Origin of the sequence: Cyanobium sp. ATX 6E8, from assembly GCF_024346335.1 — a bacterium.
Classification (GTDB): Bacteria; Cyanobacteriota; Cyanobacteriia; order PCC-6307; family Cyanobiaceae; genus Cyanobium_A.
This window is the reverse complement of sequence record NZ_JAGQCT010000004.1, coordinates 162,295-183,321: the sequence shown is the minus strand read 5'-3', so window position 1 is coordinate 183,321 and position 21,027 is coordinate 162,295. Positions and strand designations below refer to the sequence as shown.

General features: G+C 68.8%; 25 protein-coding genes and 1 pseudogene. 16 read left to right on the top strand and 10 right to left on the bottom strand.

Going from position 1 to position 21,027, the window contains the following annotated elements; genetic code table 11:
• A pseudogene (locus tag KBY70_RS05860) lies at window positions 1–150 on the bottom strand (photosystem II D2 protein (photosystem q(a) protein)); the annotation flags it as partial.
• Window positions 151–343: 193 nt separating this feature from the next.
• On the opposite strand from KBY70_RS05860, the gene KBY70_RS05855 reads away from it, so the two are divergent.
• On the top strand, window positions 344–892 hold the full coding sequence (locus tag KBY70_RS05855) for a photosystem I assembly protein Ycf4 (protein ID WP_094560930.1): 549 nt from the start codon (window positions 344–346) through the stop codon (window positions 890–892).
• The gene (locus KBY70_RS05850; protein ID WP_094560932.1) at window positions 892–1,605 is read left to right on the top strand and encodes a peptidylprolyl isomerase; all 714 of its coding nucleotides are present in this window, start codon (window positions 892–894) and stop codon (window positions 1,603–1,605) included. The genes KBY70_RS05855 and KBY70_RS05850 overlap by 1 nt, the downstream gene beginning before the upstream one ends.
• On the opposite strand, the gene ilvN is transcribed toward KBY70_RS05850, so the two are convergent.
• Window positions 1,602–2,132, bottom strand: coding sequence for an acetolactate synthase small subunit (ilvN, locus tag KBY70_RS05845; protein WP_094560934.1), 531 nt, complete (start codon window positions 2,130–2,132; stop codon window positions 1,602–1,604). The two genes, KBY70_RS05850 and ilvN, sit on opposite strands and share 4 nt — an antisense overlap.
• A 36-nt stretch (window positions 2,133–2,168) precedes the next feature.
• The gene (locus tag KBY70_RS05840; RefSeq protein ID WP_369802044.1) at window positions 2,169–3,149 is read right to left on the bottom strand and encodes an alpha/beta fold hydrolase; all 981 of its coding nucleotides are present in this window, start codon (window positions 3,147–3,149) and stop codon (window positions 2,169–2,171) included.
• Window positions 3,150–3,262: 113 nt separating this feature from the next.
• Here KBY70_RS05840 and KBY70_RS05835 point away from each other — a divergent pair, with 113 nt between their 5' ends.
• The 4 genes from KBY70_RS05835 (at window position 3,263) to KBY70_RS05820 (ending at window position 5,760) form a co-directional block, all read left to right on the top strand.
• Window positions 3,263–4,327 carry a N2,N2-dimethylguanosine tRNA methyltransferase gene (locus tag KBY70_RS05835; RefSeq protein ID WP_254987751.1) on the top strand — a complete coding sequence of 355 codons (1,065 nt, stop codon included), beginning with the start codon at window positions 3,263–3,265 and terminating at the stop codon, window positions 4,325–4,327.
• A gap of 23 nt (window positions 4,328–4,350) precedes the next feature.
• A complete protein-coding gene (gene petM / locus KBY70_RS05830) occupies window positions 4,351–4,452 on the top strand; it encodes a cytochrome b6-f complex subunit PetM (protein ID WP_094560938.1) in 102 nt (33 codons plus the stop codon).
• A gap of 78 nt (window positions 4,453–4,530) precedes the next feature.
• Entirely contained in the window at window positions 4,531–5,493 is a 963-nt protein-coding gene (locus KBY70_RS05825; protein WP_094560940.1) for an NAD(P)H-binding protein, read from the top strand.
• Window positions 5,494–5,544: 51 nt separating this feature from the next.
• Window positions 5,545–5,760, top strand: a complete 216-nt coding sequence (locus tag KBY70_RS05820) for a hypothetical protein (RefSeq protein WP_094560942.1) — start codon at window positions 5,545–5,547, stop codon at window positions 5,758–5,760.
• A 6-nt stretch (window positions 5,761–5,766) separates the two neighbouring features.
• Here the strand turns inward: KBY70_RS05820 and KBY70_RS05815 are convergent, their stop codons facing one another.
• A complete protein-coding gene (locus KBY70_RS05815) occupies window positions 5,767–6,450 on the bottom strand; it encodes a pseudouridine synthase (RefSeq protein WP_254987757.1) in 684 nt (227 codons plus the stop codon).
• A 211-nt stretch (window positions 6,451–6,661) separates the two neighbouring features.
• Here KBY70_RS05815 and infA point away from each other — a divergent pair, with 211 nt between their 5' ends.
• Entirely contained in the window at window positions 6,662–6,928 is a 267-nt protein-coding gene (gene infA / locus KBY70_RS05810) for a translation initiation factor IF-1 (protein ID WP_094560946.1), read from the top strand.
• Here infA and trxB read toward each other — a convergent pair whose 3' ends face one another.
• The 3 genes from trxB to KBY70_RS05795 all read right to left on the bottom strand — a co-directional run bounded on the left by trxB (window position 6,929) and on the right by KBY70_RS05795 (window position 10,237).
• Entirely contained in the window at window positions 6,929–8,308 is a 1,380-nt protein-coding gene (gene trxB / locus KBY70_RS05805) for a thioredoxin-disulfide reductase (RefSeq protein WP_094560948.1), read from the bottom strand. It abuts the gene before it with no gap.
• 117 nt (window positions 8,309–8,425) lie between these two features.
• Window positions 8,426–8,662: a hypothetical protein gene (locus KBY70_RS05800; protein WP_094560950.1), complete on the bottom strand. Its 237-nt coding sequence runs from the start codon at window positions 8,660–8,662 to the stop codon at window positions 8,426–8,428.
• A gap of 123 nt (window positions 8,663–8,785) precedes the next feature.
• A complete protein-coding gene (locus KBY70_RS05795; protein WP_094560952.1) occupies window positions 8,786–10,237 on the bottom strand; it encodes a DEAD/DEAH box helicase in 1,452 nt (483 codons plus the stop codon).
• A 48-nt stretch (window positions 10,238–10,285) separates the two neighbouring features.
• Here KBY70_RS05795 and KBY70_RS05790 point away from each other — a divergent pair, with 48 nt between their 5' ends.
• The 5 genes from KBY70_RS05790 to KBY70_RS05770 all read left to right on the top strand — a co-directional run bounded on the left by KBY70_RS05790 (window position 10,286) and on the right by KBY70_RS05770 (window position 14,621).
• Complete coding sequence (locus KBY70_RS05790; RefSeq protein ID WP_315859694.1) at window positions 10,286–10,552, top strand: hypothetical protein; 267 nt, start codon at window positions 10,286–10,288, stop codon at window positions 10,550–10,552.
• Between the two features lie 133 nt (window positions 10,553–10,685).
• A complete protein-coding gene (locus KBY70_RS05785) occupies window positions 10,686–11,831 on the top strand; it encodes an NAD(P) transhydrogenase subunit alpha (protein ID WP_254987749.1) in 1,146 nt (381 codons plus the stop codon).
• Window positions 11,831–12,136 carry an NAD(P) transhydrogenase subunit alpha gene (locus KBY70_RS05780; protein WP_094560956.1) on the top strand — a complete coding sequence of 102 codons (306 nt, stop codon included), beginning with the start codon at window positions 11,831–11,833 and terminating at the stop codon, window positions 12,134–12,136. The genes KBY70_RS05785 and KBY70_RS05780 overlap by 1 nt, the downstream gene beginning before the upstream one ends.
• The gene (locus KBY70_RS05775) at window positions 12,136–13,560 is read left to right on the top strand and encodes an NAD(P)(+) transhydrogenase (Re/Si-specific) subunit beta (protein ID WP_254987748.1); all 1,425 of its coding nucleotides are present in this window, start codon (window positions 12,136–12,138) and stop codon (window positions 13,558–13,560) included. The genes KBY70_RS05780 and KBY70_RS05775 overlap by 1 nt, the downstream gene beginning before the upstream one ends.
• 8 nt (window positions 13,561–13,568) lie before the next feature.
• On the top strand, window positions 13,569–14,621 hold the full coding sequence (locus KBY70_RS05770; RefSeq protein ID WP_254987747.1) for a YheT family hydrolase: 1,053 nt from the start codon (window positions 13,569–13,571) through the stop codon (window positions 14,619–14,621).
• Here the strand turns inward: KBY70_RS05770 and KBY70_RS05765 are convergent.
• Both KBY70_RS05765 and KBY70_RS05760 read right to left on the bottom strand, forming a co-directional pair.
• Window positions 14,575–14,955, bottom strand: coding sequence for a (2Fe-2S) ferredoxin domain-containing protein (locus tag KBY70_RS05765; RefSeq protein ID WP_254987746.1), 381 nt, complete (start codon window positions 14,953–14,955; stop codon window positions 14,575–14,577). The two genes, KBY70_RS05770 and KBY70_RS05765, sit on opposite strands and share 47 nt — an antisense overlap.
• 24 nt (window positions 14,956–14,979) lie before the next feature.
• The gene (locus tag KBY70_RS05760; protein WP_254987745.1) at window positions 14,980–16,230 is read right to left on the bottom strand and encodes a 1-deoxy-D-xylulose-5-phosphate reductoisomerase; all 1,251 of its coding nucleotides are present in this window, start codon (window positions 16,228–16,230) and stop codon (window positions 14,980–14,982) included.
• 51 nt (window positions 16,231–16,281) lie between these two features.
• Here KBY70_RS05760 and KBY70_RS05755 point away from each other — a divergent pair, with 51 nt between their 5' ends.
• Genes KBY70_RS05755 through KBY70_RS05740 form a run of 4 tightly spaced genes read left to right on the top strand, consistent with a single transcriptional unit; the run spans window position 16,282 to window position 19,564 of the window.
• Window positions 16,282–17,223 carry a DUF368 domain-containing protein gene (locus tag KBY70_RS05755; RefSeq protein WP_254987744.1) on the top strand — a complete coding sequence of 314 codons (942 nt, stop codon included), beginning with the start codon at window positions 16,282–16,284 and terminating at the stop codon, window positions 17,221–17,223.
• A complete protein-coding gene (locus tag KBY70_RS05750; protein ID WP_254987743.1) occupies window positions 17,216–17,947 on the top strand; it encodes an RluA family pseudouridine synthase in 732 nt (243 codons plus the stop codon). Before KBY70_RS05755 ends, KBY70_RS05750 begins: the two co-directional genes overlap by 8 nt.
• Complete coding sequence (locus tag KBY70_RS05745) at window positions 17,883–19,283, top strand: sodium-dependent transporter (RefSeq protein ID WP_254987742.1); 1,401 nt, start codon at window positions 17,883–17,885, stop codon at window positions 19,281–19,283. Before KBY70_RS05750 ends, KBY70_RS05745 begins: the two co-directional genes overlap by 65 nt.
• A gap of 59 nt (window positions 19,284–19,342) precedes the next feature.
• The gene (locus tag KBY70_RS05740) at window positions 19,343–19,564 is read left to right on the top strand and encodes a hypothetical protein (protein WP_233128638.1); all 222 of its coding nucleotides are present in this window, start codon (window positions 19,343–19,345) and stop codon (window positions 19,562–19,564) included.
• A 20-nt stretch (window positions 19,565–19,584) separates the two neighbouring features.
• Here KBY70_RS05740 and cysS read toward each other — a convergent pair whose 3' ends face one another.
• Window positions 19,585–21,027, bottom strand: a complete 1,443-nt coding sequence (gene cysS, locus KBY70_RS05735) for a cysteine--tRNA ligase (RefSeq protein WP_254987741.1) — start codon at window positions 21,025–21,027, stop codon at window positions 19,585–19,587.

The window sequence follows — 21,027 nt, the reverse complement described above, 5'->3', positions numbered from 1 at the left end:
GCCGGTCAGCCAGCCACCCAGTGCCAGATAGGCGGTGGGGAACAGGAGCAGACCCGACCAACCCACAAATACGAAGCGGTCGCGCTTGAGCCAGTCATCGAGGATGTCGAACCATCCCCGCTGCGGCATGCGCCCTACAGCGATCGTCATGGTGATGAAACGGAGCGGAAAACCCGCGGAAGCTGAGGGATTACCGAGCAATGGTAACAATGTTGAAGGGGATCGCGAGGCCGTTTGATACGGGCTGACATGGGCCGCTCTGGCTGGGATTTCGGGATCCGTGCCGGCGTTGCATCCAGGCGCTGCGACCGGTCAGGATGACAGCCATTGTTTGTGCGTTCCCATGGTCTCCTCCCCCGCGATCGAGTTGCTCGAGCTGCCGGTGCTGGGGTCGCGGCGGCTCTCCAACGTGTTGGTGGCCGTGGTGGTGACCACCGGCGGCCTCGGCTTCCTGCTCACCAGTGCGTCCAGCTATCTGGGCACCGACCTGCTGCCGATCGGCCACCCGGCTGAGCTGGCCTGGTTGCCCCAGGGGCTGGTGATGGGGCTGTATGGCCTGGCGGCCATGGCCCTATGCGCCTATCTCTGGGCCGTGATCGGCATCGATGTGGGAGCCGGCAGCAACCGCTTTGACCGGCAGGCCGGCACGGCCACGATCAGCCGTCGCGGCTTCCGCCAGATGATCACAGTGGACATCCCCCTGCGTGATATCCAGGCGGTGAAGGTGGAGGTGCGCGATGGTCTCAATCCCCGCCGCCGCCTGGCGCTGAAGGTGCAGGGACGCCGCGACATGCCCCTCACCCGGGTCGGCGAGCCGATGCCCCTGGCCGACCTGGAGCTCTCCGGCGCCCAGTTGGCCCGCTTTCTGGGTGTTCCCCTGGAGGGCGTCTGATGGCTCGGATCTGGTTGAGCCGCCTGGTGCTGGGCGGGCTGTTGCTGCTGGCGCCGTTCACTCTGGTGGCTTGCGCCGCCGATAGCAGCAGCCGTCAGCTGGGTTGCAGTGCTGCGAGTACCCCCTGCCTGAGTGGTTCGGCCACCGTGGCCCTGCAAACCAGCAAGGGCGAGGTGCAGCTCCAGCTCGAGGGCGCCGCGGCGCCGCTGACCGCCGGCAATTTTGTCGATCTCGTCAAACGGGGCGTGTACAACGGCACGGTGTTCCACCGGGTGGTGCGCGAGCCGGTGCCGTTTGTGGTGCAGGGAGGGGATCCCGGCAGTGCTGATCCGAAGGTGCCAGCCAGCCAGTACGGCCTGGGCAGCTATGTGGATCCCGTCAGCGGTGAAGCCCGCCTGATCCCTTTGGAGATCAAGCGCAGCGATGAGCCCGAGCCCCGTTACGGCGAACCGGTGACGGCGCCGGGGGTGACCCGGCAACTAGCCCTGGCCCACCAGCGCGGGGCGGTGGCCATGGCCCGCTCCGCCGATCCCAATTCCGCCAGTGCTCAGTTCTATGTGGCTCTGCAGGCTCTGCCTGAGCTCGATGGCCGCTATGCCGTGTTTGGCCGGGTGAGCAAGGGGATGGAGGTGATCGACCAGATCCGCCAGGGGGACAAGATCGTCAAGGCCACGGTGGTGGAAGGCGGCACCCTGGTGCAGGGCAAGCCCTAGGCCGGCACCCGTTTGTTGGAGGCCGTCACCTTCAGGAAGGCGGTGTTGACCCCGGAGGCCCGCTCCAGGGCCACCTTGCCGGTGCGGGCGATCTCGAGGATCCCGTAGCTCTCCATCACCTGTTCGAGGGCCACCAGCTTGCCCGGATCTCCCACCACCTCCAGGGTCAGGGCGTCATCGGCCACGTCCACGACATTGGCTCGGAACACCTGCACCAAATCGAGGATGGCGCTGCGGGTTTCGGCCGGGGCCGACACCTTGAGCAGCATCAGTTCGCGCTCCACGGCGGGAATGCGCGAGAGGTCGATCACCCCGAGCACGTTGACCAGCTTGTCGAGCTGCTTGGTCATCTGCTCGAGGGTGTGGTCGTCGCCCTCCACCACCATCGTCAGCCGGGAGATGCCGGCCTGCTCGGCCGGCCCCACCGCCAGGCTCTCGATGTTGAAGCTCCGGCGGGCGAACAGGCCGGAAATTCGGCTCAGGGCCCCGGATTCGTCTTCCACCAACACCGAGAGGGTGTGTTTCATCGCCTGAGGAACCCGCTGCGGTGGCTTTGCCCCAAATTACCGCCCGGGGCTGGGAATGGGGCCGGTCGCCGGCAGCTGCTCCAGCCAGGCGAGCAGGGCGCCGTTGAAGGCCTCGGCCTGTTCGTCGTGGGGGCAGTGGCCACTGCCATCCAGCAACACCAGGGGCAGATCCGGACGCAACCGTTGCACCTGCTGGGCCACCTGCACCGGCACCAGCCGATCGCGCTGGCCCCAGATCAGCAGCAGCGGCTGCTGGAGCCGTTGCAGCAGAGCTGGCGCGGTGGCGGCATGGGGGCGTAGCGCCATGGCGATGCTCATGGCCCTGAGGGCGCGAACGGCGCCGGGGCGCCTGGCCGGCCTGGCGATCACCCGGTGCAGGTCGCGGTCGCCGATCACGGGCGTGTTGTAGGCCGACTGGATGCCCAGGTCCAGCAGGGGCGAGTGGGCCAGCAGCGGCACCAGCAGCTCCAGCGGCAGCAACCGGCAGAGCAGGGTCACCAGCCAGCGCTGCAGCCGCCGCCACCACGGTGGCCGGCGGGGGGGTCTACCCCGGCTGGTCAGCATCAAGGTGGGGTCCGGCAGGGGGGCGGCCACCACGGCCCGCACCCAGCGGGGGAACAACACGGCGCAGCTGAGGGTCACCAGGCCCCCGAGGGAGTGGCCCACCAGCACCGCCGGCCCCTGCACCACCTGCTCGAGGAAGGCCTGCAGCTGCCGGGCCCAGAGGCGGTTGTCGAGGCGCAGGGCCGGCTGACTGGAAGCCCCGAAGCCGATCAGATCCAGCCCGTAAACGCGCCAGCCCGCGGCGGCGAGCACCGCCGCGTTGCGACGCCAGTGGCCGCTGCCGGCGGCAAAACCATGCACCAGCACCAGGGCCGGCGCCGCTGCATCCCCCAGCGCCCGCCAGTGGCAGCGCTGCCCGCGCCAGAGCCACTCGGCATGGACGCCCCAATCGGTGTCGTTGCCAGCGGCCCCATCGGCCGGAGCTGGGGGTGCAGGCTGGATTGTGACCGCCACCTCGGGATCTCCTGACAGCACACACCGACGATCACTATTGCGAAGGGCGGGCCCGGCTGGAGCCCGGCAGCGGCTTTTTCCGGCCGGAGTCGCGCCCCTCCCGCGATCTGGGGGTGCTGCTGGCGGCCTCCCTGGCGGCCCGCGGCCCGCTGCGGGTGCTCGATGCCATGGCTGGCTGTGGCATCCGCGCCCTGCGTTATGGGCTGGAGGGGGGAGCCGAGGCGGTGTGGGCCAACGACGCTGATCCCGATCGGCTGCCCCTGCTGGAGCGCAATCTCGCGGGCCTGAAGGGTTTGCGCTGCAGCGCCCGCACGGCCCAGCACCTGCTGGCGGAGTGCCTGCAACGCCAGGAGCGCTTCGAGCTGGTGGATCTCGATGGCTTCGGCTGCCCCACGGCCCTGCTGCCGCTGGCCCTGGAGGCGGTGGCCTTCGACGGCGTGCTCTATCTGGCCAGCACCGACGGCCGCTCCCCCACCGGCCACGACCGGCCGGCCGCAATCCGGTTGCTGGGGGCAGCGGCCCGTGCCCATCCGGCCAGCTGGGAGCTGGCCCTGCGTCTGCAGCTCGGCACGGTGGCGCGGGCAGCCTGGGCGATGGGGTGTGGGGTGGAGCCCCTGTTCAGCTTCAGTGAGGGACGCACGTTTCGCACCGCGGTGCGGTTGCGGCGCCGAGCTGGATGCGGTGAGGAGCAGCAGCTCGGCCTGCTGGCCCACTGCCATGGTTGCGGCGCCCAGGAGGTGCAGCCGTTGCTGCGGCTGCGCCAGTGGCTGCCCTGTCTCTGCCCCGCAAGCCAGGCCCAGCCCAGGGTTGCCCAGCCCCTAGCGATCAGTGGGCCCCTCTGGATCGGCCCGCTGCAGGATCCGGCGCTGCTGGCAGCGATGGCCAGCCTCGGCGACACCCTGCCCGGCAGCCTCGGCGCTGCGGGTGCCCGCTTGCTGGGCCAGCTGGCGGCCGATCCAGGGGTACCGCCCGTCTGCTGGCCAACCGCTGAGATCGCCCGCCGGCTCAGTTGCGGCCCGCCGCCCTTGGCGGCCCTAGTGGCCGCCTTGCAGGCCGAGGGCTGGGTGGCGCTGGCCAGCGGCGTGATGCCGGCTCAGCTGCGCAGCGACGCGCCCTGGAGCGTGATCCTGCAGATTGCCCAGCGGTTGGACGCCCCGGCCGCTGGCGCTGCTAAATAGGAGGGCCTTTCGCCCACCGGCCCATGGCCTCTGAAATCTTCGGCACCGCAGCCCTGTTCTGGGTGCTGATTCCCGTGGGGCTCGCCGGTGGTGCCCTGTTGCTGAAATTGGCCGACAAAGACTGACGACTGCCTGTCGAAGCGGCCTCTGCTCCCGGCTCGACCCAGCCGACGCCTAGGCTCAGGCCCGCTTGAGCGTTGGCGATGCAGGTTCTGGTGGTTGGCGGGACGGGCACTCTGGGGCGTCAGGTCGCCCGCCGAGCCCTCGACGCCGGCCACCAGGTGCGCTGCATGGTGCGCTCGCCCCGCAAGGCGTCCTTCCTGCAGGAGTGGGGTTGTGAGCTCACCCGCGGCGACCTGCTGGAGCCCGAGAGCCTGGCCTATGCCCTCGAAGGGCAGGACGCGGTGATCGACGCGGCCACCGCCCGGGCGACCGATTCCGGTAGCTCTTACGACATCGACTGGAGAGGTAAACAGAACCTGTTTGCGGCCTGCCAGACCGCCGGTGTGAAGCGGGTCGTGTTTGTGTCGCTGCTGGATGCGCATCAACACCGTGATGTGCCCCTGATGGACATCAAGGCCTGCACAGAAGACTGGTTGATGGCCTCTGATTTCGACTACACGATCCTGCGTGGCGTGGCCTTCATGCAGGGCGTGATCAGCCAGTTCGCCATTCCCGTGCTGGAAAGCCAGACGGTGTGGGTGAGTGGTTCGCCCACCCCCATCGCCTACATGAACACCCAGGACATGGCCCGCTTTGCCGTGGCTGCCCTGGAGCATCCCCAGACCGTGCGTCAGGCCTTTCCGGTGGTGGGTCTGCGCGCCTGGACCACCAGCGAAATCACCCAGTTGTGTGAGCGCTTCACCGGCAAGGAGGCCCGCACGTTCCGCGTGCCACCGGCCCTGCTCGGCCTGATGCGGTCGGTGACCGGCTTCTTCGAAGCCAGTTTGAATGTGGCCGAGCGGCTGGCCTTTGAGGCGGTGACCGGCGGCGGTACGGCCCTCGACGCACCGATGCAGGCCAGCTACGAGGCGTTTGGTCTCGACCCAGCCGAAACCACAGGCCTGGAGGCCTATCTCAAGGAGTACTACGACACGATTCTCCGGCGCCTGCGGGAGATGGAATCGGATCTCGACAAGGAAGCCAAGAAGAAGCTGCCCTTCTGAAGCTCGGGCGCCAGTGCGCCTGTACTATTGGGCTGTCGCTCGGATGCGTGCATGTCGGTTGCCCAGATCAAAAACCTGCAGCGCCGTCTGGCGAACCTTGAAGCCGAGGCGATTGAAGAGCTCAACCGAGCCTGCGGCCACGAGCTCTGGCAGGCCCTGGGTTTCGATGCCTTCGACACCCTCGAGGATGGCGACCGTCGTGCTCGGGCGAATTACTACTACGGTCAGTTGCAGACCGTGCGCGAACTCAAGGATGTGGTCGGCTAAGCCGCCCTATCCGCCTCCCCCGGCTCGGCCGGATTTCCCGCCCCCCGCCCGGCCGCCCCGTCCGGGTGAGCTCCAGCCCACGCCTGCTCGGTGCTGCAGCAGCTGCTCCAGGCGGGCCGCTTCCATTGCCGTCACCTCGCGCCATTCACCCGGGGCCAGGCCCGCAAGGTCGAGCGGGGCGTCCCCATCCATCAGGTCGATGGCCACCCGCAGCAGCCGCAGGGTGGGCAGGCCTACGGCGGCGGTCATGCGTCGCACCTGGCGATTGCGACCCTCCCGCAGCTCCAGCTCGATCCAGCTGGTGGGAATGGCGGCGCGCTGACGGATCGGGGGGGTGCGCTCGGGCAGGGCTGGATCGGCGATCACCTGGGCGCGTGCCGGCATGGTGCGTTGGCCCTGGATCAGCACGCCGCTGCGCAACTGCTCCATCGCTTGGGGCTGGTTGGCTGCCTGCCCTTCCACTTGGGCCCAGTAGCGGCGCCAATGGCCGCAGCTGGGATCGGTGAGGCGCTGCTGCAGCCGGCCGTTGCTGGTGAGCAACAGCAGCCCCTCGCTGTCGGCATCAAGTCGGCCGGCGGCGTACACCCCAGGCACCTTGATGAAGGTCGCCAGGCACTCCCAGTGGCTGCCCGGTTCGGGAGTGAACTGGCTCAGCACCCCGTAGGGCTTGTGGAAGAGAAGGGTGGTCAGGGGAGGCTGATGAGGAGCCTGGCCTCAACTGGCCTGGCGGGCTTTCCAGAGGTTCACCACGCCGATGGAGATCAGCAGCAGCCCCAGATCTATTGACAGAGGCGGCAGAAGCATGGCGAAGCCGGAACGGCACAAGTACCAGAGACCCTATCGCCTGTCGGGCGGCAATTAAGCTGTTGGCAGCGATTGATTCCCAAGACAGCCTCCCCGCATGATCGAGACCTCCGGTGTGATTGAAAAGGAACAGGGCAACGGGTTTTACCTGGTGACCCTGGAGCAGCCGGCTGGTCACCAATGCCTCTGCCGGGCGGCGGGCAAGCTCACCAAGTTCCGGATCAAGCTGCTGGCAGGCGACAAGGTGCTGGTGGAGATCAGCCCCTACGACCTCACCCGCGGGCGCATCACCTACCGGGAGCGCAATGCGGCCGCTGGTCCCCGTCCCGGCGGCAACCGTCCCGGCGGTCCGCGTCGCCGCTGATCAGGCCGGCACTCCGATCAGGGCTTCGATGGCGGCCTTGAACTCGCTGCGTTGCTTCACGCCCCGGAAGGTCTGCTTGAGCTCCTTGTTGTGGAACAGCTGCACCGTGGGCGTACCGGTGACCCCGGCCTGCACAGCGATCTCCTGATCGGCTTCGATGTTGATCTCCACGCCCTGGGCCGCACCGCCGAGCTCATCGAGCACGCGCTTGAGTTGGGGCTTGAGCACGTGGCAGGGTCCGCAGCTCGGTGAGGTGTACACCACCAGCAGGGGCCTGGTGCTGTCGTGATACAGCTTGCGCAGCGCAAATCCACCTTTCTGCCAGAGAGCCTGGGGGTCGTAGTTGCTCTCATCGCTTTCGGCGGTGCGCTTGGGTTCGCCCACCTCGGCGGGGTCCACCGGCTCGTGGCTGACGGTGACTGCCAGGTTGTGGTGGGTCAGCCAGCGCTCGGCGGCGAGGGCTGCCTGGCAGCCGCTGCCCGCCGCGGTGATGCCCTGACGCCACTCGGCATCGGCCACGTCACCGGCGGCGTAGACGCCTTCGCGGCTGGTTTCGGGTCGGCCGGGCTGGGTTACCAGGTAGCCATGGCCATCCACCTCGAGTTGGCCCTTCACCAGACGGGTGTTGGGGGTGTGGCCGATGGCATAGAAGAGGCCTTTGATGGCCAGCTCCTCGGTGGCGTCGCTGTGGGCATCCCGCAGGGTGATGGCCTCCAGCCAGTCCCCGCCGCTGGCATCAGCCAGCTGACGGTTCCAGTGCACGGTGATGGCTGGGTTGGCCAGCACGCGGTCGGCCATGGCACCGCTGGCCCGCAGCTTGTCGCCGCGCACGATCAGGTGCACATGGCTGCCGTATTTGGTGAGATAAACCGCCTCTTCACAGGCCGAGTCGCCACCGCCGACGACGGCCAGTTCGGCCTGTCGGAACTGGGGGGTGGCGCCATCGCAGATGGCGCAAGCGCTGATGCCCCGGCTCCAGAACTGTTCCTCACTGGGGAGACCCAGCCGGTTGGCGCTGGCGCCCGTGGCCAGAATCACAGCCTGGGCTTCGATCGTCTGGCCTTCCGCGGTGATGCGGTAGGGCCGCTGGGCGAGGTCGATGGCGGTGGCATCGGCCTCCACCAGGCGGGTGCCCCAGCGCACGGCCTGGGCCTTCATCTGGTCCATCAGCTCCGGGCCGAGGATGCCGTCGGGAAAGCCGGGAAAGTTTTCAACGTGGGTGGTGGTCATCAGTTGACCGCCGGGAATGCCGCCGTCCTGGAAGCCGGTGATCAGCAGGGGGCTGAGGTTGGCCCGCGCCGCGTAGATCGCGGCCGTGTAGCCGGCGGGGCCCGAGCCCACGATCACCAGATTTTCGACAGCCAGCCCCGGAGCGGTCATGACGTAAGCGGATCGACTATGAGTTGAGCCTAAGGGATGGGCTGCTCGGGCGTGTTGGCCCGGGGCGTGCAGCAGCAAAGGCCAAGGCTGCAATCTTCGAAATTTTTTTGAGTTAACTCAAATTTCCAGGAGTCCGTCGCTTTCCGGGCAAATGCCCTGGCCCAGGTCGTTGGGCACCATCAACACGCTGGCGGCCAGGAGTTCGGGATGCTCCTCCAGGCAGAGCAGCCACTCACGGAATTCTTCTGTGACCGCAAAGCTTTCTTCGTAGTGCTCGAGGCAGTCGAGGGTGGCGCGACGGGCCAAAGCCCAGCTGACGGCAACGGTGAGACGGCGATTCACTGCGGCGTTCATGCTCCGCTCTCCCCCTTGGTTGGAACCACGCTGCCGGGGCGTGCGCCCGGATGAGGTATTGGTTGACACAACGTCGCGTATTTGCAGTAAATGCTTGTATTTCTGCAGCACGGATAGCGCCATTTAGTGCAGAAAACCCGGCAGCTGCGGTCCGCCCATGCGGATCACTTCTCCCAGGTGCTCATCCACCGCTTCCAGGGGGAGCTGGCCGCCCCGGGCAAGGCCGCCGGCATCGCTCAGTGGGGCCACCAACTTGGCGCGGATCAGATAGGGCTCGCTGAGCGACCAGCTGCGGGCGTAGCGGATCAACAGCGGGTCGGCGGGGGCAAACACGAAGGAGGCATCCCGCGGCACCCCTTCCACTGCGGCTCGGTGGCCATCCATGCGCACGGCCCGGGTGATCGCCTGCACAAAGCGGCTGCGGGTGACCACGGTGGTCAAGTAGGCCACCACCCGCAGCCGCGGGGCATCGAAGCCTTCGGCGCACATGTCGATGCTCACCAGCCAATCGGCTTCCCCGGCCTGGAAGGCAGCCAGGCGCGCGGCGGCGTCCGGATCCTGGGAGTGCACCAGGTGGACCCGATCGCCCTCCTCCTCCAGGAGCCCTGTGATGCGGCGGGCGTGGGCGATGTCGCGGGCGATCACCAGCCCTCCCGCCTCGGGATGACTGGTGCGCACCCGCTCCAGTCGCTTGCGGGCATTGAGCAGCAGCCGCAGGGCAATGCTGCTGCTGTCGCCCAGTTGGATCGCCCGGCGCAGATTGCGGGCCCGCCAGCTCTCGCGCACTTCGGCGGAGAGGGGCGAGGTTTCGGTATCGGCGCTGGCCTGGGGCCGGCCGTGCTCCACCCAGCCGTCCTGAAAGCGGAATTCCAGCGGCCGCACGTCTCCGGCCAGGATCAAGTGGCGCGGTTCGACGCTCAGGTCGGGGACGATCCGCTCGATCACGTCATCACCCTCCTGCACCCGCACCCGGCGGGCGGCGCAGAAGGCCAGGTTGTCGGCCCGGAAGGGGGTGCCGGTGAGCCCCAGTCGCAGCTGGGCTCCGGCGGTGAGCTGGCTGAAGGCGAATCCCCAGGCGGCGGCTTCCGGTTCGTCCGGATCGAGGCCCAGGTGGTGCACCTCATCGGCAATGGCCAGCCAGCGGCCGAGCCCGGCCTCGGGCAACCTGGCTTCGAGATGGCTGCGGTGCCGGCCGGCGCTCTGGTAACTCAACAGCAGTCCATCCCAGGCGCTGGGGGCCCCCAGGGCGGCCAGCCCCTGCTCGGGGTCCCACTCCCGCAAACGCAGGTTCAAGCGTTCTGCGGCCGCCAGCCACTGGCGGGCGATCGAGCTGCGGTGGCAGAACACCAGAAAGCGATCGAGCCGTTGCTCCCGCTGCAGGGTGTGGAAGCTGAGCAGGGCGCCCAGCGTCTTGCCGGCTCCCGGGCCGGCGTGAATCAGCACGTCGTGACCGCCCGGCTGGCTATTGACCAGGCGGGCTCGCAGCAACTGGATCAGGCGGCTCTGCCACTGCCTGGGCCGGATCCCAGGAGTTGCCGGCGCCTTGATGCCCAGATCAAACGAGGGGAAGGCCATCGCGCCATTGTGGCGAGGGTGGCCGGGCCGTCAGCAGGCTTGCGGCAAATGAGTGATGTGGCCTATGGGTTTGAGCCCAGCCGTGCCTACGTTCGGGCCATTCAGAAGGTTTGCGCTGCGCTCGCCATGGCCCATCCCTGCTCCGATCCCAATGGCTGGGCCTGGCCCCTCGCCCAGCAGCAACGCCATCTCAACCAGTGCTGGGCCCTGGAATGCGACATCGATCCGATGATCCTGCGGGCCCGCCACCTGCGTCACCAGGGCGCCCTGCCCCAGGCCAGTTGCGTGGAACAGGAGCTCTTGCCCCTGTTCTGACTCCCTGCGGGGTTGGCCGGGCAGCTGCTGGATGGGCAACTGGGATGGGCAACTGCGCACATTTTCCTTCAGTGTGTTGCCCCCAGCAGAGGCATTCCCCCCTAATAGAACGAGAGGGCCTCTGGGGATCCACTTGGCTGATGTTTTGATCCTGCGGGAGCGCAGTGCTGGGGAGTGCCGAGTGGCGGCTACCCCAGAAACGGTGCGGCGCCTGCGGGCCCGCGGCCTGAATGTTCGATTGGAGCAGGGGGCGGGCCTGGCTGCCGGGTTTGCCGACGCCGACTACGCCGATGCCGGCGCCCACCTGGTGGAGTCTGGGGCCGGCCTTGGCGGGGGCGTCGATGCGGTGCTCTGCGTTAACCCGCCAGCTGCAGAGGTGCTCGATCAGCTCAAGCCCGGCGCCCTCGTGGCCGGGTTGCTGGCCCCCTACGGAGCGGCGGCGATGGTGGAGCAGCTCCAGGCCCGCCGCGTTTCGGCTCTGGCCCTGGAGCTTTTGCCCCGAATCAGCCGGGCCCAGAGCATGGATGTGCTGTCGTCGCAGGCCAACATCGCCGGCTACAAGGCGGTGCTGCTGGCGGCGGCGGCCCTCGATCGCTACGTGCCGATGCTGATGACGGCCGCCGGCACGATCCAGCCAGCCCGGGCCCTGATCCTCGGTGCTGGGGTGGCCGGTCTGCAGGCCCTGGCCACGGCCCGGCGGTTGGGAGCGGTGGTGTACGTGAGCGACGTGCGGCCGGCGGCCAAGGAGCAGGTGGAATCCCTGGGTGGGCGTTTTCTGGCGCCGCCCGAGCAGGAGGAGCGCCCGGCCGAGTCGGGCGGCTATGCCAAGGCGGCCAGTGAGGCTTTCCTGGCGGCCCAGCGGCAGCAGCTGGCCGAGCAGCTGGCCCTTGCCGACATGGTGATCTGCACCGCCCAGGTGCCGGGCCGGCGGGCACCACGGCTGATCTCCGAGGAGATGCTGGCGGGGATGCGGCCCGGCTCGGTGGTGGTGGACCTGGCGGTGGCCCAGGGCGGCAACTGCGCCGGCACGGTGTGTGGCCAGACCGTGGAGCGCCATGGGGTGCAGCTGATCGGTGGCGACGGGTTGCCCAGCTCCGTGGCCAACCACGCCAGTGCCCTTTACGCGCGCAACCTGGCTGCCCTGGTGGAGCACGTGCTCGGTGAGGGCGGCTTCCAGCTCGACGAGCTGATCACCCAGGAGGACCCGATCGTGGCGGGTTGCCTGCTCACCCACGCCGGCGCTTGCCGTTTCCCCGACCTCGTTTCCGGAGCCAACTGATGAGTGCCCTGACCCAAGCCCTGTGGGTGCTGCTGCTCGGCAGCCTGCTGGGCCTTGAATTGATCGGCAAGGTGCCGCCCACCCTGCACACGCCGCTGATGAGTGGCGCCAATGCCATCAGTGGCATCACGATGCTGGCGTCGCTCACCCTGATCGGCCAGGCCAACGGCCAGGTGCCCTTGTTGGTGTTGGGTTCCCTGTCGCTCGGCTTCGCCCTGTTCAACGTGGTGGGCGGCTTCCTGGTCACCGACCGCATGCTCGCGATGTTTTCTCGTAAAAAGACTCGCTCCGGGGGGGCACGCTGATGGCCGGACTGAATCTGTTGCCCGCCCTGATCGACCTGGTGGCGGTGTTGCTGCTGGCCCTGGGCATCAAGGGCCTCTCCAAGGTGAGCACGGCCCGCTCCGCCAATGGCCTGGCCGCCCTGGCCATGGGTCTGGCGGTGCTGGGCCTGCTGATTCAGCAGCCCCTCAGCCCCCAGGCCTGGCTCTGGATTGCCATTGGCACCACCGTGGGCGGGTTGCTGGGGCTGGTCACCGCCCGGCGGGTGCCGATGACAGCCATGCCCGAAACCGTGGCCTTGTTCAACGGCTGCGGCGGCATGGCGTCGCTGCTGGTGGCCCTCGGTGTGGCGCTCTACGGCTCGGGAGGCTCCCCGGGGTTGGTGGAGCAGATCTCGATCGTGATCTCCGTGTTTGTGGGCGCGATCACCTTCAGCGGCTCGATCGTGGCGATGGGCAAGCTGCAGGGCTGGATCGACACCCCCGGCTGGACCCAGAGCTCCCTGCGCCACGGCGTCAACATCGCCCTGGCGGTGGCCTGTCTGGTGGGGGCTTTGGCCCTGCCTGGGGCGATGGCCGGCTCTCCCCTCTGGCTGCTGGTGGTGGCCTCGAGCTTGCTGGGCATTGGCGTCACCCTGCCGATCGGCGGGGCCGACATGCCCGTGGTGATCTCCCTGCTCAACTCCTATTCCGGGGTGGCCGCTGCCGCTGCCGGCTTTGTGGTGGGCAGTCAGCTGCTGATCGTGGCCGGCGCCATGGTGGGCGCAGCGGGCCTGATCCTCACCCAGGTGATGTGCACCGCCATGAACCGCTCCCTGGTGAGCGTGCTGTTCGGCGGCGCCCTCGGGGGTGCCGCGAGCGTGGGCGGTGGCGGCGACGAGGCGGGCTACACCCGCATCACCAGCTGCAGCGCCGAGGAATGCGCCCTGGCGCTTGAGGCCGCTGAGCGGGTGGTGTTCGTGCCGGGCTACGGCCTGGCCGTGGCCCAGGCCCAGCACGCTCTACGGGAGCTCTCCAAGCTGCTGGAGGCCCATGGGGTGGAGGTGAGCTATGCGATTCACCCGGTGGCCGGCCGCATGCCGGGCCACATGAATGTGTTGCTGGCGGAGGCCGACGTGCCCTACGAGCAACTGCTCGAGATGGACACGATCAACCCCGAATTCCCCCGCACCGATGTGGTGATCGTGCTGGGCGCCAACGACGTGGTGAACCCCGACGCCAAGAGCGATTCCAGCAGTCCGCTGTACGGCATGCCCGTGCTCGAAGTGGATCAGGCCCGCCAGGTGTTTGTGGTCAAGCGCAGCCTGGGAGCGGGCTACGCCGGCATCAAGAACGCCCTGTTTGAGCTGCCCCAGACGGCCATGGTGTTTGGCGATGCCAAGGTGGTGCTGAATGGCCTGCTCAGCGAGCTGCGCAGCATGGGCGTGGGCAAGAAGGCGGCCGCCTGAAGCGGGTGATGCCGGAGCTGGTGCAGGGCCTGGGGCTGGCTCCATTCCAGCAGCGCTGGCCCTGGATCGGCCCCGACCTGCAGACCCTGCGGGACACCTTCAAGCCGCCCCTGTTGCCGCCGGATCAGGGGGAACCCCTGGCCCTGGCGGTGGGGGATCAGGCCTCCCTGCTGGCAATGGTCGACCCGCCGCGGCCGGTTGCTCCTGGCCAGCGGGCGGAGCCGCGGGGCTTGGTGGTGTTGCTGCATGGGCTGGGGGGATCCAGTGAGCGGGAAGGCCTCAGGCGGATGGGTCTGAGTCTGCAGGCTGCAGGTTTTGGGGTGTGGCGGTTGAATCTGCGTGGGGCGGGCCCGGGCCGGCCCCTGGCGCCGGGCACCTATGCGGCCCGCTGCGACCGCGATCTCCTGCCGGTGCTACGGCGGGCGCGCGAGCAGGCCGGAGGGCGGCCGCTTCTGGGGGTGGGGATTTCGCTGGGGGGCACGATGCTGCTGAACGCAGCCCTGGCCGCCCCGGGGGTGTTGGATGCGCTGGTGTGCACCAGCAGTCCGCTGGATCTAGCCCGCTGCTCCCAGCAGATTGAGAAGCCCCGCAACCGCGTCTACCAGCGCTGGCTGCTGCGCCGGCTCTGTGCCCAGACCCTCGCCGATCCCTTCGGGGTGAGCGCCGCCGAGCGCCTTGCGCTGGAGGGCCCAGATCACCCCCGCACGATCCGCGCCTTCGACGCCGCCATCACTGCCCCCCGTTGGGGCTACCGCTCGGTGGAGCACTACTACAGGGAGGCCTCGCCCCTGCCTCGGTTGCTGGGTGCCCATGGGGACGGCAGCAGCGACCCACCGGCCCTGCCCCCCACCCTGTTGCTGCATGCCCTCGACGATCCCTGGGTGCCAGTCAGCGGTGCCCAGGCCCTGGCGGCCCAGTCGCTATCCGGGGTGGAGGTGGTGTTCACGGCCCGTGGCGGCCACAACGGCTTCCATGGCGTCGGCGATGCCCCACTGAGCTGCTGGGGCGATCAGCTCACGGTGCGGTGGCTGAACCAGCTGCTGACGAGCAGGCTTGGGTGAGGGGCGCGCGGAAGGGCATGCGCTTGAGGATCCAGGCCTCAATCGGGGTGCCGCCCAGCACGTGCTCCCGCAGGATCCGCTCGATGCGCTCGGGGGTGACGCCGCCGTAGACGATGCCCTCGGGCCACATCAACAGGATCGGGCCCTCGGCGCAGATGCGCAGGCAGTCGGCCTTGGTGCGCAGCACGATCCCCTCGGCGCGTTGCGGATCCTCCAGGCCCAGCTCGCGCACCAGGCGCTTGAGGGTGTCCCAGCTGGCGGCCCCCACGGCTGGATCGGGGCAGCAGAGCGCCTTGCTGGGGGTGGCGCAGAGCAGCAGGTGGTGGGAGATCACGAAGTTTTCACCACTGGCGCTGGCTCAGGCGGGGAGTGCGGCGGTGGGGCGAGCGTTCAACCGGGCTGCAGCCTCACGCACCGCCTGACGAGACCAGGCGTCCACGGCCAGCACGTCGGACAGGGAGGGGTTGGCGGTGAGGTCGGCCTGGTGGCGATCACACACCACGTCGATCAGTTTCGGAATATCGAGGAAGTGGATCTGCTCCTCGAGGAAGAGGGCCACGGCCTGCTCGTTGGCGGCGTTCATCACCGCCGGCATGGTGCCGCCGGCGCGGCCGGCTGCGTAGGCCAGCTGCATGCAGGGGTATTTGGCCGGGTCGGGGGCGCGGAAGGTGAGCGAGCCCACTTCGGTGAGATCGAGTCGGCGCCAGGGGGTGTTGAGCCGCTCGGGCCAGCTGAGGCAATAGAGGATCGGCAGCTTCATGTCAGGCCAGCCGAGCTGGGCCAGCACCGAGGAATCGGTCAGCTCCACCATCGAGTGGATGATCGATTGCGGGTGGATGACGATCTCGATGGCGTCGTAATCGAGCCCGAACAGGTAGTGGGCTTCGATCACCTCGAGGCCCTTGTTCATCAACGACGCGCTGTCGACGGTGATCTTGCGGCCCATGCTCCAGTTGGGGTGGCTGGTGGCATCGGCAACCGTGGCCTTGACCAGATCGGCGGCATCCCAGTCGCGGAAGGCGCCGCCGCTGGCGGTGAGCTGGATGCGGCGCAGGCCCGGGGTGGGCACGCCGGTGGAGAGCCGCGCGGTTTCGGCGTAGGGGGTGCCCTGCAGGCACTGGAAGATGGCGGAGTGCTCTGAATCGGCCGGCAGCAGCCGCGAGCCTGATTTCGCCAGCTCCGGCAACACCACCGGGCCGGCGGCGATCAGGGTTTCCTTGTTGGCCAGGGCCAGATCCTTGCCGGCGCGGATCGCCGCCAGGGTGGGTAGCAGGCCGGCGCAGCCCACAATTCCCGTCACCACCAGATCGGCGCTGGGCCAGGCGGCGGCGGCGCACAGGCCGTCGGAGCCGCCCAGCAGTTCGGGGAGCCGGGCCGGCCGGGCGGCGGGCTCCAGGGCGTTAAGACGCTCGCGCAGCTCGGCCACGCGTTCGGGATCGGCCAGCGCCACCACTTCGGGGGCGTGGCGGCGGATTTGCTCCACCAGCAGATCGAGGTTGTTGCCGGCGGTGAGGGCCACCACCCGGAAACGATCGGGAAACTCCTCGGCCAGCTCCAGGGTTTGCGTACCGATCGAACCGGTGGAGCCCAGCACGCTGATGGCTTTCACGGCGGGTCCCCTTAAGGTTTCGGCGACTCAGTCTCCCATCGCCCCCTCCCGATGACCGAAGCGCGTTCGCCGGCTGCCCAGCCTTCGCGGCCCTACGTGCTGCTGTGCGGGTTGGCCATGGGTGCCGCCGATGTGGTGCCCGGCGTCAGCGGCGGCTCGATGGCTTTCATCCTGGGCATCTACGCCACCTTGCTGGAGGCCATCAGCGGTTTTGATCTCGAGCTGCTGAACCTGCTCGGCCAGGGCAGCTGGGCGGCGGCGGCGGCCCGCGTGCGGCTGGGTTTTCTGCTGCCGCTGCTGGCTGGTGTGGCGGCTTCGGTGCTGCTGCTGGTGCGGCCGATCACCTGGCTTTACGAGGATCACCCGGTCTTTTTGTTTGCCTTCTTCTTCGGCCTGATCGTGGGCTCGATCGTGTTGATCGCCCGCCAGGCCCACTGGGGCACCAGCGGGCTGGTGGCGATGGCGATTGGGGCGGCGGCGGCGCTGGTGTTCGTCACGCGGGTGCCGGTGACCATGCCCCACGACCCTTTCACTGTGTTCTGGAGTGGGGCTGTGGCGATCATGGCGATGATCCTGCCGGGGATTTCCGGCTCCTTCCTGCTGCTGATCCTGGGCCAGTACCAGCACGTGATGGAGGCCGTCAAAGGCCTCGACCTGCCGACCCTGCTGCCCTTCGCCCTGGGCTGCGTGGTGGGGCTGCTCAGTTTTGTGCGGCTGCTGCGCTGGTTGCTGCAGCGCTGGCATGGCCAGACCGTGGCCCTGCTGGTGGGCGTGATGGCCGGCTCGCTCTGGAAGATCTGGCCCTTCCGCACCGTGCTGGAAAGCGCCACCAACGCCAAGGGCAAGTTGGTGGTGCTGCGCGATGCCCTGGCGTCCCCCCCCGATGCGGGGGCCCTGGTGGTGGCCCTGCTGCTGGGTGCCCTCGGCGTGGCCCTGGTGGTGGGCCTGGAGTGGCTGCAGCAGCGCGTTGGCGTGGCCGAGATGGGTGGATAAGCTGCAGCTGGGGCCCTCTCCCGCGCCCCAGCTTCTCTACGCCGACTCCTGGCTGCTGGCGCTGGCCAAGCCGTCGGGCCTGCTGAGCCAGCCGGGGCTGGGGCCCGAGTTGGCTGATTCGCTGATCAGCCGCGCCCAGCGCCGCTGGCCCGAAGCCCGGCTGGTGCACCGCCTCGATCGCGACACCTCGGGCCTGATCCTGCTGGCCCGGGATGCCGACACCCACCGACTGCTGAGTGGCGCCTTTGCCGATCGGCGCGTGCACAAGACCTACCTGGCGCGGGTGCAGGGGGTGCCGGCGGCCCGTGGCGGCCTGATCGATCAGCCCCTGGCGCGCCTCGCCACCCGGCCGCCCCGCTATGGCGTGGTGCCGGTGGCGGCCGGCGGCAAACCGGCCCTCACCCGCTGGCGGCGGCTGGATCCTTGCCGGTCTGGCAGCACCCTGCTGCTGCAACCCCACACCGGCCGCTCCCACCAGCTGCGGGTGCACCTCGCCTGGCTGGGGCATCCGGTGCTTGGCGATCCGCTCTATGGAGATCCGGCCTCAGCACCACGCCTGCTGCTCCATGCCGCCGGCCTGCGGCTGCGCCATCCCGTTACGGGGGCGCCGCTGCGCTTGCGGTGTGCCGGACACTGGGGCAACTTCGGCAGCCCCCTGGATGGTCCGCCCCCGTTCAAGCCAGCCAGCCCCGAGCCCCTCAGCTCCAAACCCTGCTGCCGTTGAGCGGGGCCGCCCGCCCGAGAGCTGGGGCTCGGCCCTGAGCTTTGTGCTGGCGGCCGCCGGCAGTGCGGTGGGGTTGGGCAATCTCTGGGGCTTCGCCTACCGGGCCTCCCAGGGGGGCGGGGCGGCCTTCGTGCTGCTCTACGTGCTGATCGTGGCCCTGGTGTGTCTGCCGGTGCTGGTGGCCGAGATGGTGCTGGGCCGCAGCACAGGCCACTCCCCACTGCTGGCACCGATCACGGCTGGCGGTCGCCGCTGGGCGCCGCTGGGCTGGTTGTTTCTGGCGGCGGCCGTGGGGATCCTGGCTTACTACGCCGTGCTGATGGGCTGGACCGGCCTGAGCCTGGTGGAGGCGCTGCTGCGCGAGCTGCCGGCTGACATGGCCGCAGCGGAAGCCCATTTCGTCGGCATCAGCAACGGCGGCCCGGCGGTGCTGGGCCAGGTGCTGAGCATGGGCCTCACCGGCCTGGTGGTGGCGGCCGGGATTCGGCGCGGCATTGAGCGGCTCACCAGCTGGGGCGTGCCGCTTCTGTTTGTGTTGCTGCTGGCCCTGGCGATCTGGGCGAGCTTCCTGCCGGGCGCCCAGGAGGGCTACCAGGGCTTTTTGCTGCGCTGGGATCCCAGCAAGCTGATCGATCCCACCACGATCCGCAACGCGTTCACCCAGGCCTTCTTCTCGATTGGTGCTGGCATCGGCTGCATCCTGGCCTACGCGGCCTACCTCGATCAGCGCAGCGCCCTGCCGCGCGAGGCCGTGAGCGTGGTGGGGCTCGACACGGCCGTGGGCCTGATGGCGGGTTGCGTCACCTTCCCCGTGGTGGCCAGCTTTGGCCTGGGCGATGTGGTGAGTGGCAGCACGGTGGGCGCCCTGTTCATTGCCTTGCCCACCGGTCTGGCTTCGCTGGGGGGAGCCGGGCGGCTGGTGGCGGTGTTGTTTTTCGCCCTGGCCTACATCGCGGCGATCACCTCATCGGTGTCGCTGCTGGAGGTGCCGGTGAGTTCGCTGATCGAACGGCTGGGCTGGAGCCGACGCCGCACCACCTGGTTGTGCGTGCTGGCAATCACCCTGCTGGGCCTGCCCGCCGCCCTCAACGTGACGGTGCTGGAGCGCATGGACGCCCTGTTTGGTGGGGTGCTGCTGATTGCCGCGGGGTTGGCGATGGCGGTGCTGCTGGGTTGGGTGGCCCCCCAGCGCCTGCAGTCCGACCTGGCTGGCTGCGACAGCTCGCCGCGGCTGCAGCGGCTGCTGTTGTTTGGCTTGCGCTGGGTGTCGCCACTGGCGATCGCGGTGGGCTTGACCGTGTCGATCGCCGATCTGCTGCACAGCTGGACGGGCTAAAGCTGCCCCCGGCTCCATCGCTGCTTCGTAGGCTCCGTGGGCTGCCGAGGCTTGGGCCCGTGAACGCTTTTTTCCAGCGCTGGAATTTCATCGAGCGGGCCCGGCTAGAGCGCCAGCTGTGGGATGCCTTCGAGCGCAAGGAAGACCTGGAAGCGCTGGTGGAAACCTGCCCGCCCGGGTTTCAGAAGGAGGTGTGGATCGCCACCCTGCAGCGGATTCGCAAGATCGAGCGGCTGATGCAGGGCCAGGAGGCGCCGGCAGCCGGCAGGGGCGAGGACTGACGCCTCAGCTGCGCAGCCACTCAGTTCCGCAGCCACTCGGTGACGCCGCCGGGTCGGTCGATCAGCTCGATGCCCTGGGCCTTGAGGGCGTTGCGGATGCGGTCGGACTCTGCGAAGTTGCGGGAGGCCTTAGCGGCCTGGCGCGCCTCGATCTGGGCTTGAATCTCATCGGTGCTGGGGCCTTCTGTTGCGGCTTGGGCGGCATCGCCGGCTTCGGGTTCGAGGCCCAGCACCCCCGCCAGCTCCCGCAGCAGCTCGCCCTGGGCGGCCAGGGATGGGCTGGTTGCCTCGGCAGCGGCGCTGGTATCGCCCCGCTCCAGCCGGTTGGCGAGCGCGCGCAGCGGTTTGGCCAGCTCAAACAGCACCGCCAGGGCTGCTGAGGTGTTGAGGTCGTCGTCCATGGCGGCGGTAAAGCGCGCCCGGGCGGCGGCGAGTTCTGGGGTGGCGCCGGGTGCGGCGCTTGCGGTGCTGGCCAGGCCGAGGGCGGCGTTGAGGCCCTTCCAGCCGGTGGCGGCGGCCTCGAGGGCTTCGGCGGTGAAGTCGAGGGGCTTGCGGTAGTGGGCCTGCAGGGTGAACAGGCGCAGCGTCATCGGTGAGACCCCCGAATCCAGCAGGGCGCGGATGGTGGTGAAGTTGCCGAGGGATTTCGACATCTTCTGTCCGCCCACGTTCACCATGCCGTTGTGCAGCCAGTAGCGGGCCAGCTGTTGGCCGGTGGCTGCTTCCGACTGGGCGATCTCGTTTTCGTGGTGGGGAAAGATCAAATCGGCACCACCGAGGTGGATGTCGATCGTGTTGCCCAGCTCCTCGCGCACCATCGCCGAGCACTCGATGTGCCAGCCCGGCCGCCCCGGTCCCCAGGGGGAGGGGAAGCTGGGCTCGCCGGGTTTGGCGCCTTTCCAGAGGGCGAAGTCGAAGGGGTGCTGCTTGCGGGCTTCCTCTTCCGTGCCCACCCGGCCCGCCGCATTGTCCTGCTGTTCGGCCAGATCGCGGCCGGAGAGCTTGCCGTAGCCGGCGTGCTTCATCACGGCGAAGTACACATCGCCATCAGCGCTGTAGGCGGCCCCTTTGGCCTCGAGCTCCTCAATCAGGGTGCGAATGGCATCGAGCGATCGGGTGGCCCGGGGCATGCGATCCGGCGGCAGGATGTTGAGCCGGGCCATGTCGGCCACGAAGGCCTCGATGTTGCGCTCGCTCACCGCTTCCATCGAGCTGCCCTCCTCGGCGGCGCGGCCGAGGATCTTGTCGTCGATGTCGGTGTAGTTCTGCACGAACGTCACCCGGTAGCCGCTCCAGCTGAGGTAGCGGCGCAACACATCCCAGGCGATGTAGCTGCGGGCGTGGCCCAGGTGGCAGAGGTCATAGACCGTCACCCCGCAGCAGTAGATGCTTACCTCCCCCGGCACTAGGGGCTCAAACGGCTCGACGCGGCGGCTGAGGGTGTTGGTGAGCTTCAGGGTCAT

Coding starts and splice junctions, on each gene's coding strand:
- petM (WP_094560938.1), top strand. CDS start 4,351: ATGGCCTCTGAAATCTTCGGCACCGCAGCCCTGTTCTGGGTGCTGATT.
- KBY70_RS05770 (WP_254987747.1), top strand. CDS start 13,569: ATGCCGGAGCTGGTGCAGGGCCTGGGGCTGGCTCCATTCCAGCAGCGC.
- KBY70_RS05850 (WP_094560932.1), top strand. CDS start 892: ATGGCTCGGATCTGGTTGAGCCGCCTGGTGCTGGGCGGGCTGTTGCTG.
- KBY70_RS05755 (WP_254987744.1), top strand. CDS start 16,282: ATGACCGAAGCGCGTTCGCCGGCTGCCCAGCCTTCGCGGCCCTACGTG.
- KBY70_RS05820 (WP_094560942.1), top strand. CDS start 5,545: ATGTCGGTTGCCCAGATCAAAAACCTGCAGCGCCGTCTGGCGAACCTT.
- KBY70_RS05855 (WP_094560930.1), top strand. CDS start 344: ATGGTCTCCTCCCCCGCGATCGAGTTGCTCGAGCTGCCGGTGCTGGGG.
- KBY70_RS05775 (WP_254987748.1), top strand. CDS start 12,136: ATGGCCGGACTGAATCTGTTGCCCGCCCTGATCGACCTGGTGGCGGTG.
- KBY70_RS05745 (WP_254987742.1), top strand. CDS start 17,883: ATGGTCCGCCCCCGTTCAAGCCAGCCAGCCCCGAGCCCCTCAGCTCCA.
- KBY70_RS05825 (WP_094560940.1), top strand. CDS start 4,531: ATGCAGGTTCTGGTGGTTGGCGGGACGGGCACTCTGGGGCGTCAGGTC.
- trxB (WP_094560948.1), bottom strand. CDS start 8,308: ATGACCGCTCCGGGGCTGGCTGTCGAAAATCTGGTGATCGTGGGCTCG.
- KBY70_RS05780 (WP_094560956.1), top strand. CDS start 11,831: ATGAGTGCCCTGACCCAAGCCCTGTGGGTGCTGCTGCTCGGCAGCCTG.
- KBY70_RS05800 (WP_094560950.1), bottom strand. CDS start 8,662: ATGAACGCCGCAGTGAATCGCCGTCTCACCGTTGCCGTCAGCTGGGCT.
- ilvN (WP_094560934.1), bottom strand. CDS start 2,132: ATGAAACACACCCTCTCGGTGTTGGTGGAAGACGAATCCGGGGCCCTG.
- KBY70_RS05795 (WP_094560952.1), bottom strand. CDS start 10,237: ATGGCCTTCCCCTCGTTTGATCTGGGCATCAAGGCGCCGGCAACTCCT.
- KBY70_RS05790 (WP_315859694.1), top strand. CDS start 10,286: ATGAGTGATGTGGCCTATGGGTTTGAGCCCAGCCGTGCCTACGTTCGG.
- cysS (WP_254987741.1), bottom strand. CDS start 21,027: ATGACCCTGAAGCTCACCAACACCCTCAGCCGCCGCGTCGAGCCGTTT.
- infA (WP_094560946.1), top strand. CDS start 6,662: ATGATCGAGACCTCCGGTGTGATTGAAAAGGAACAGGGCAACGGGTTT.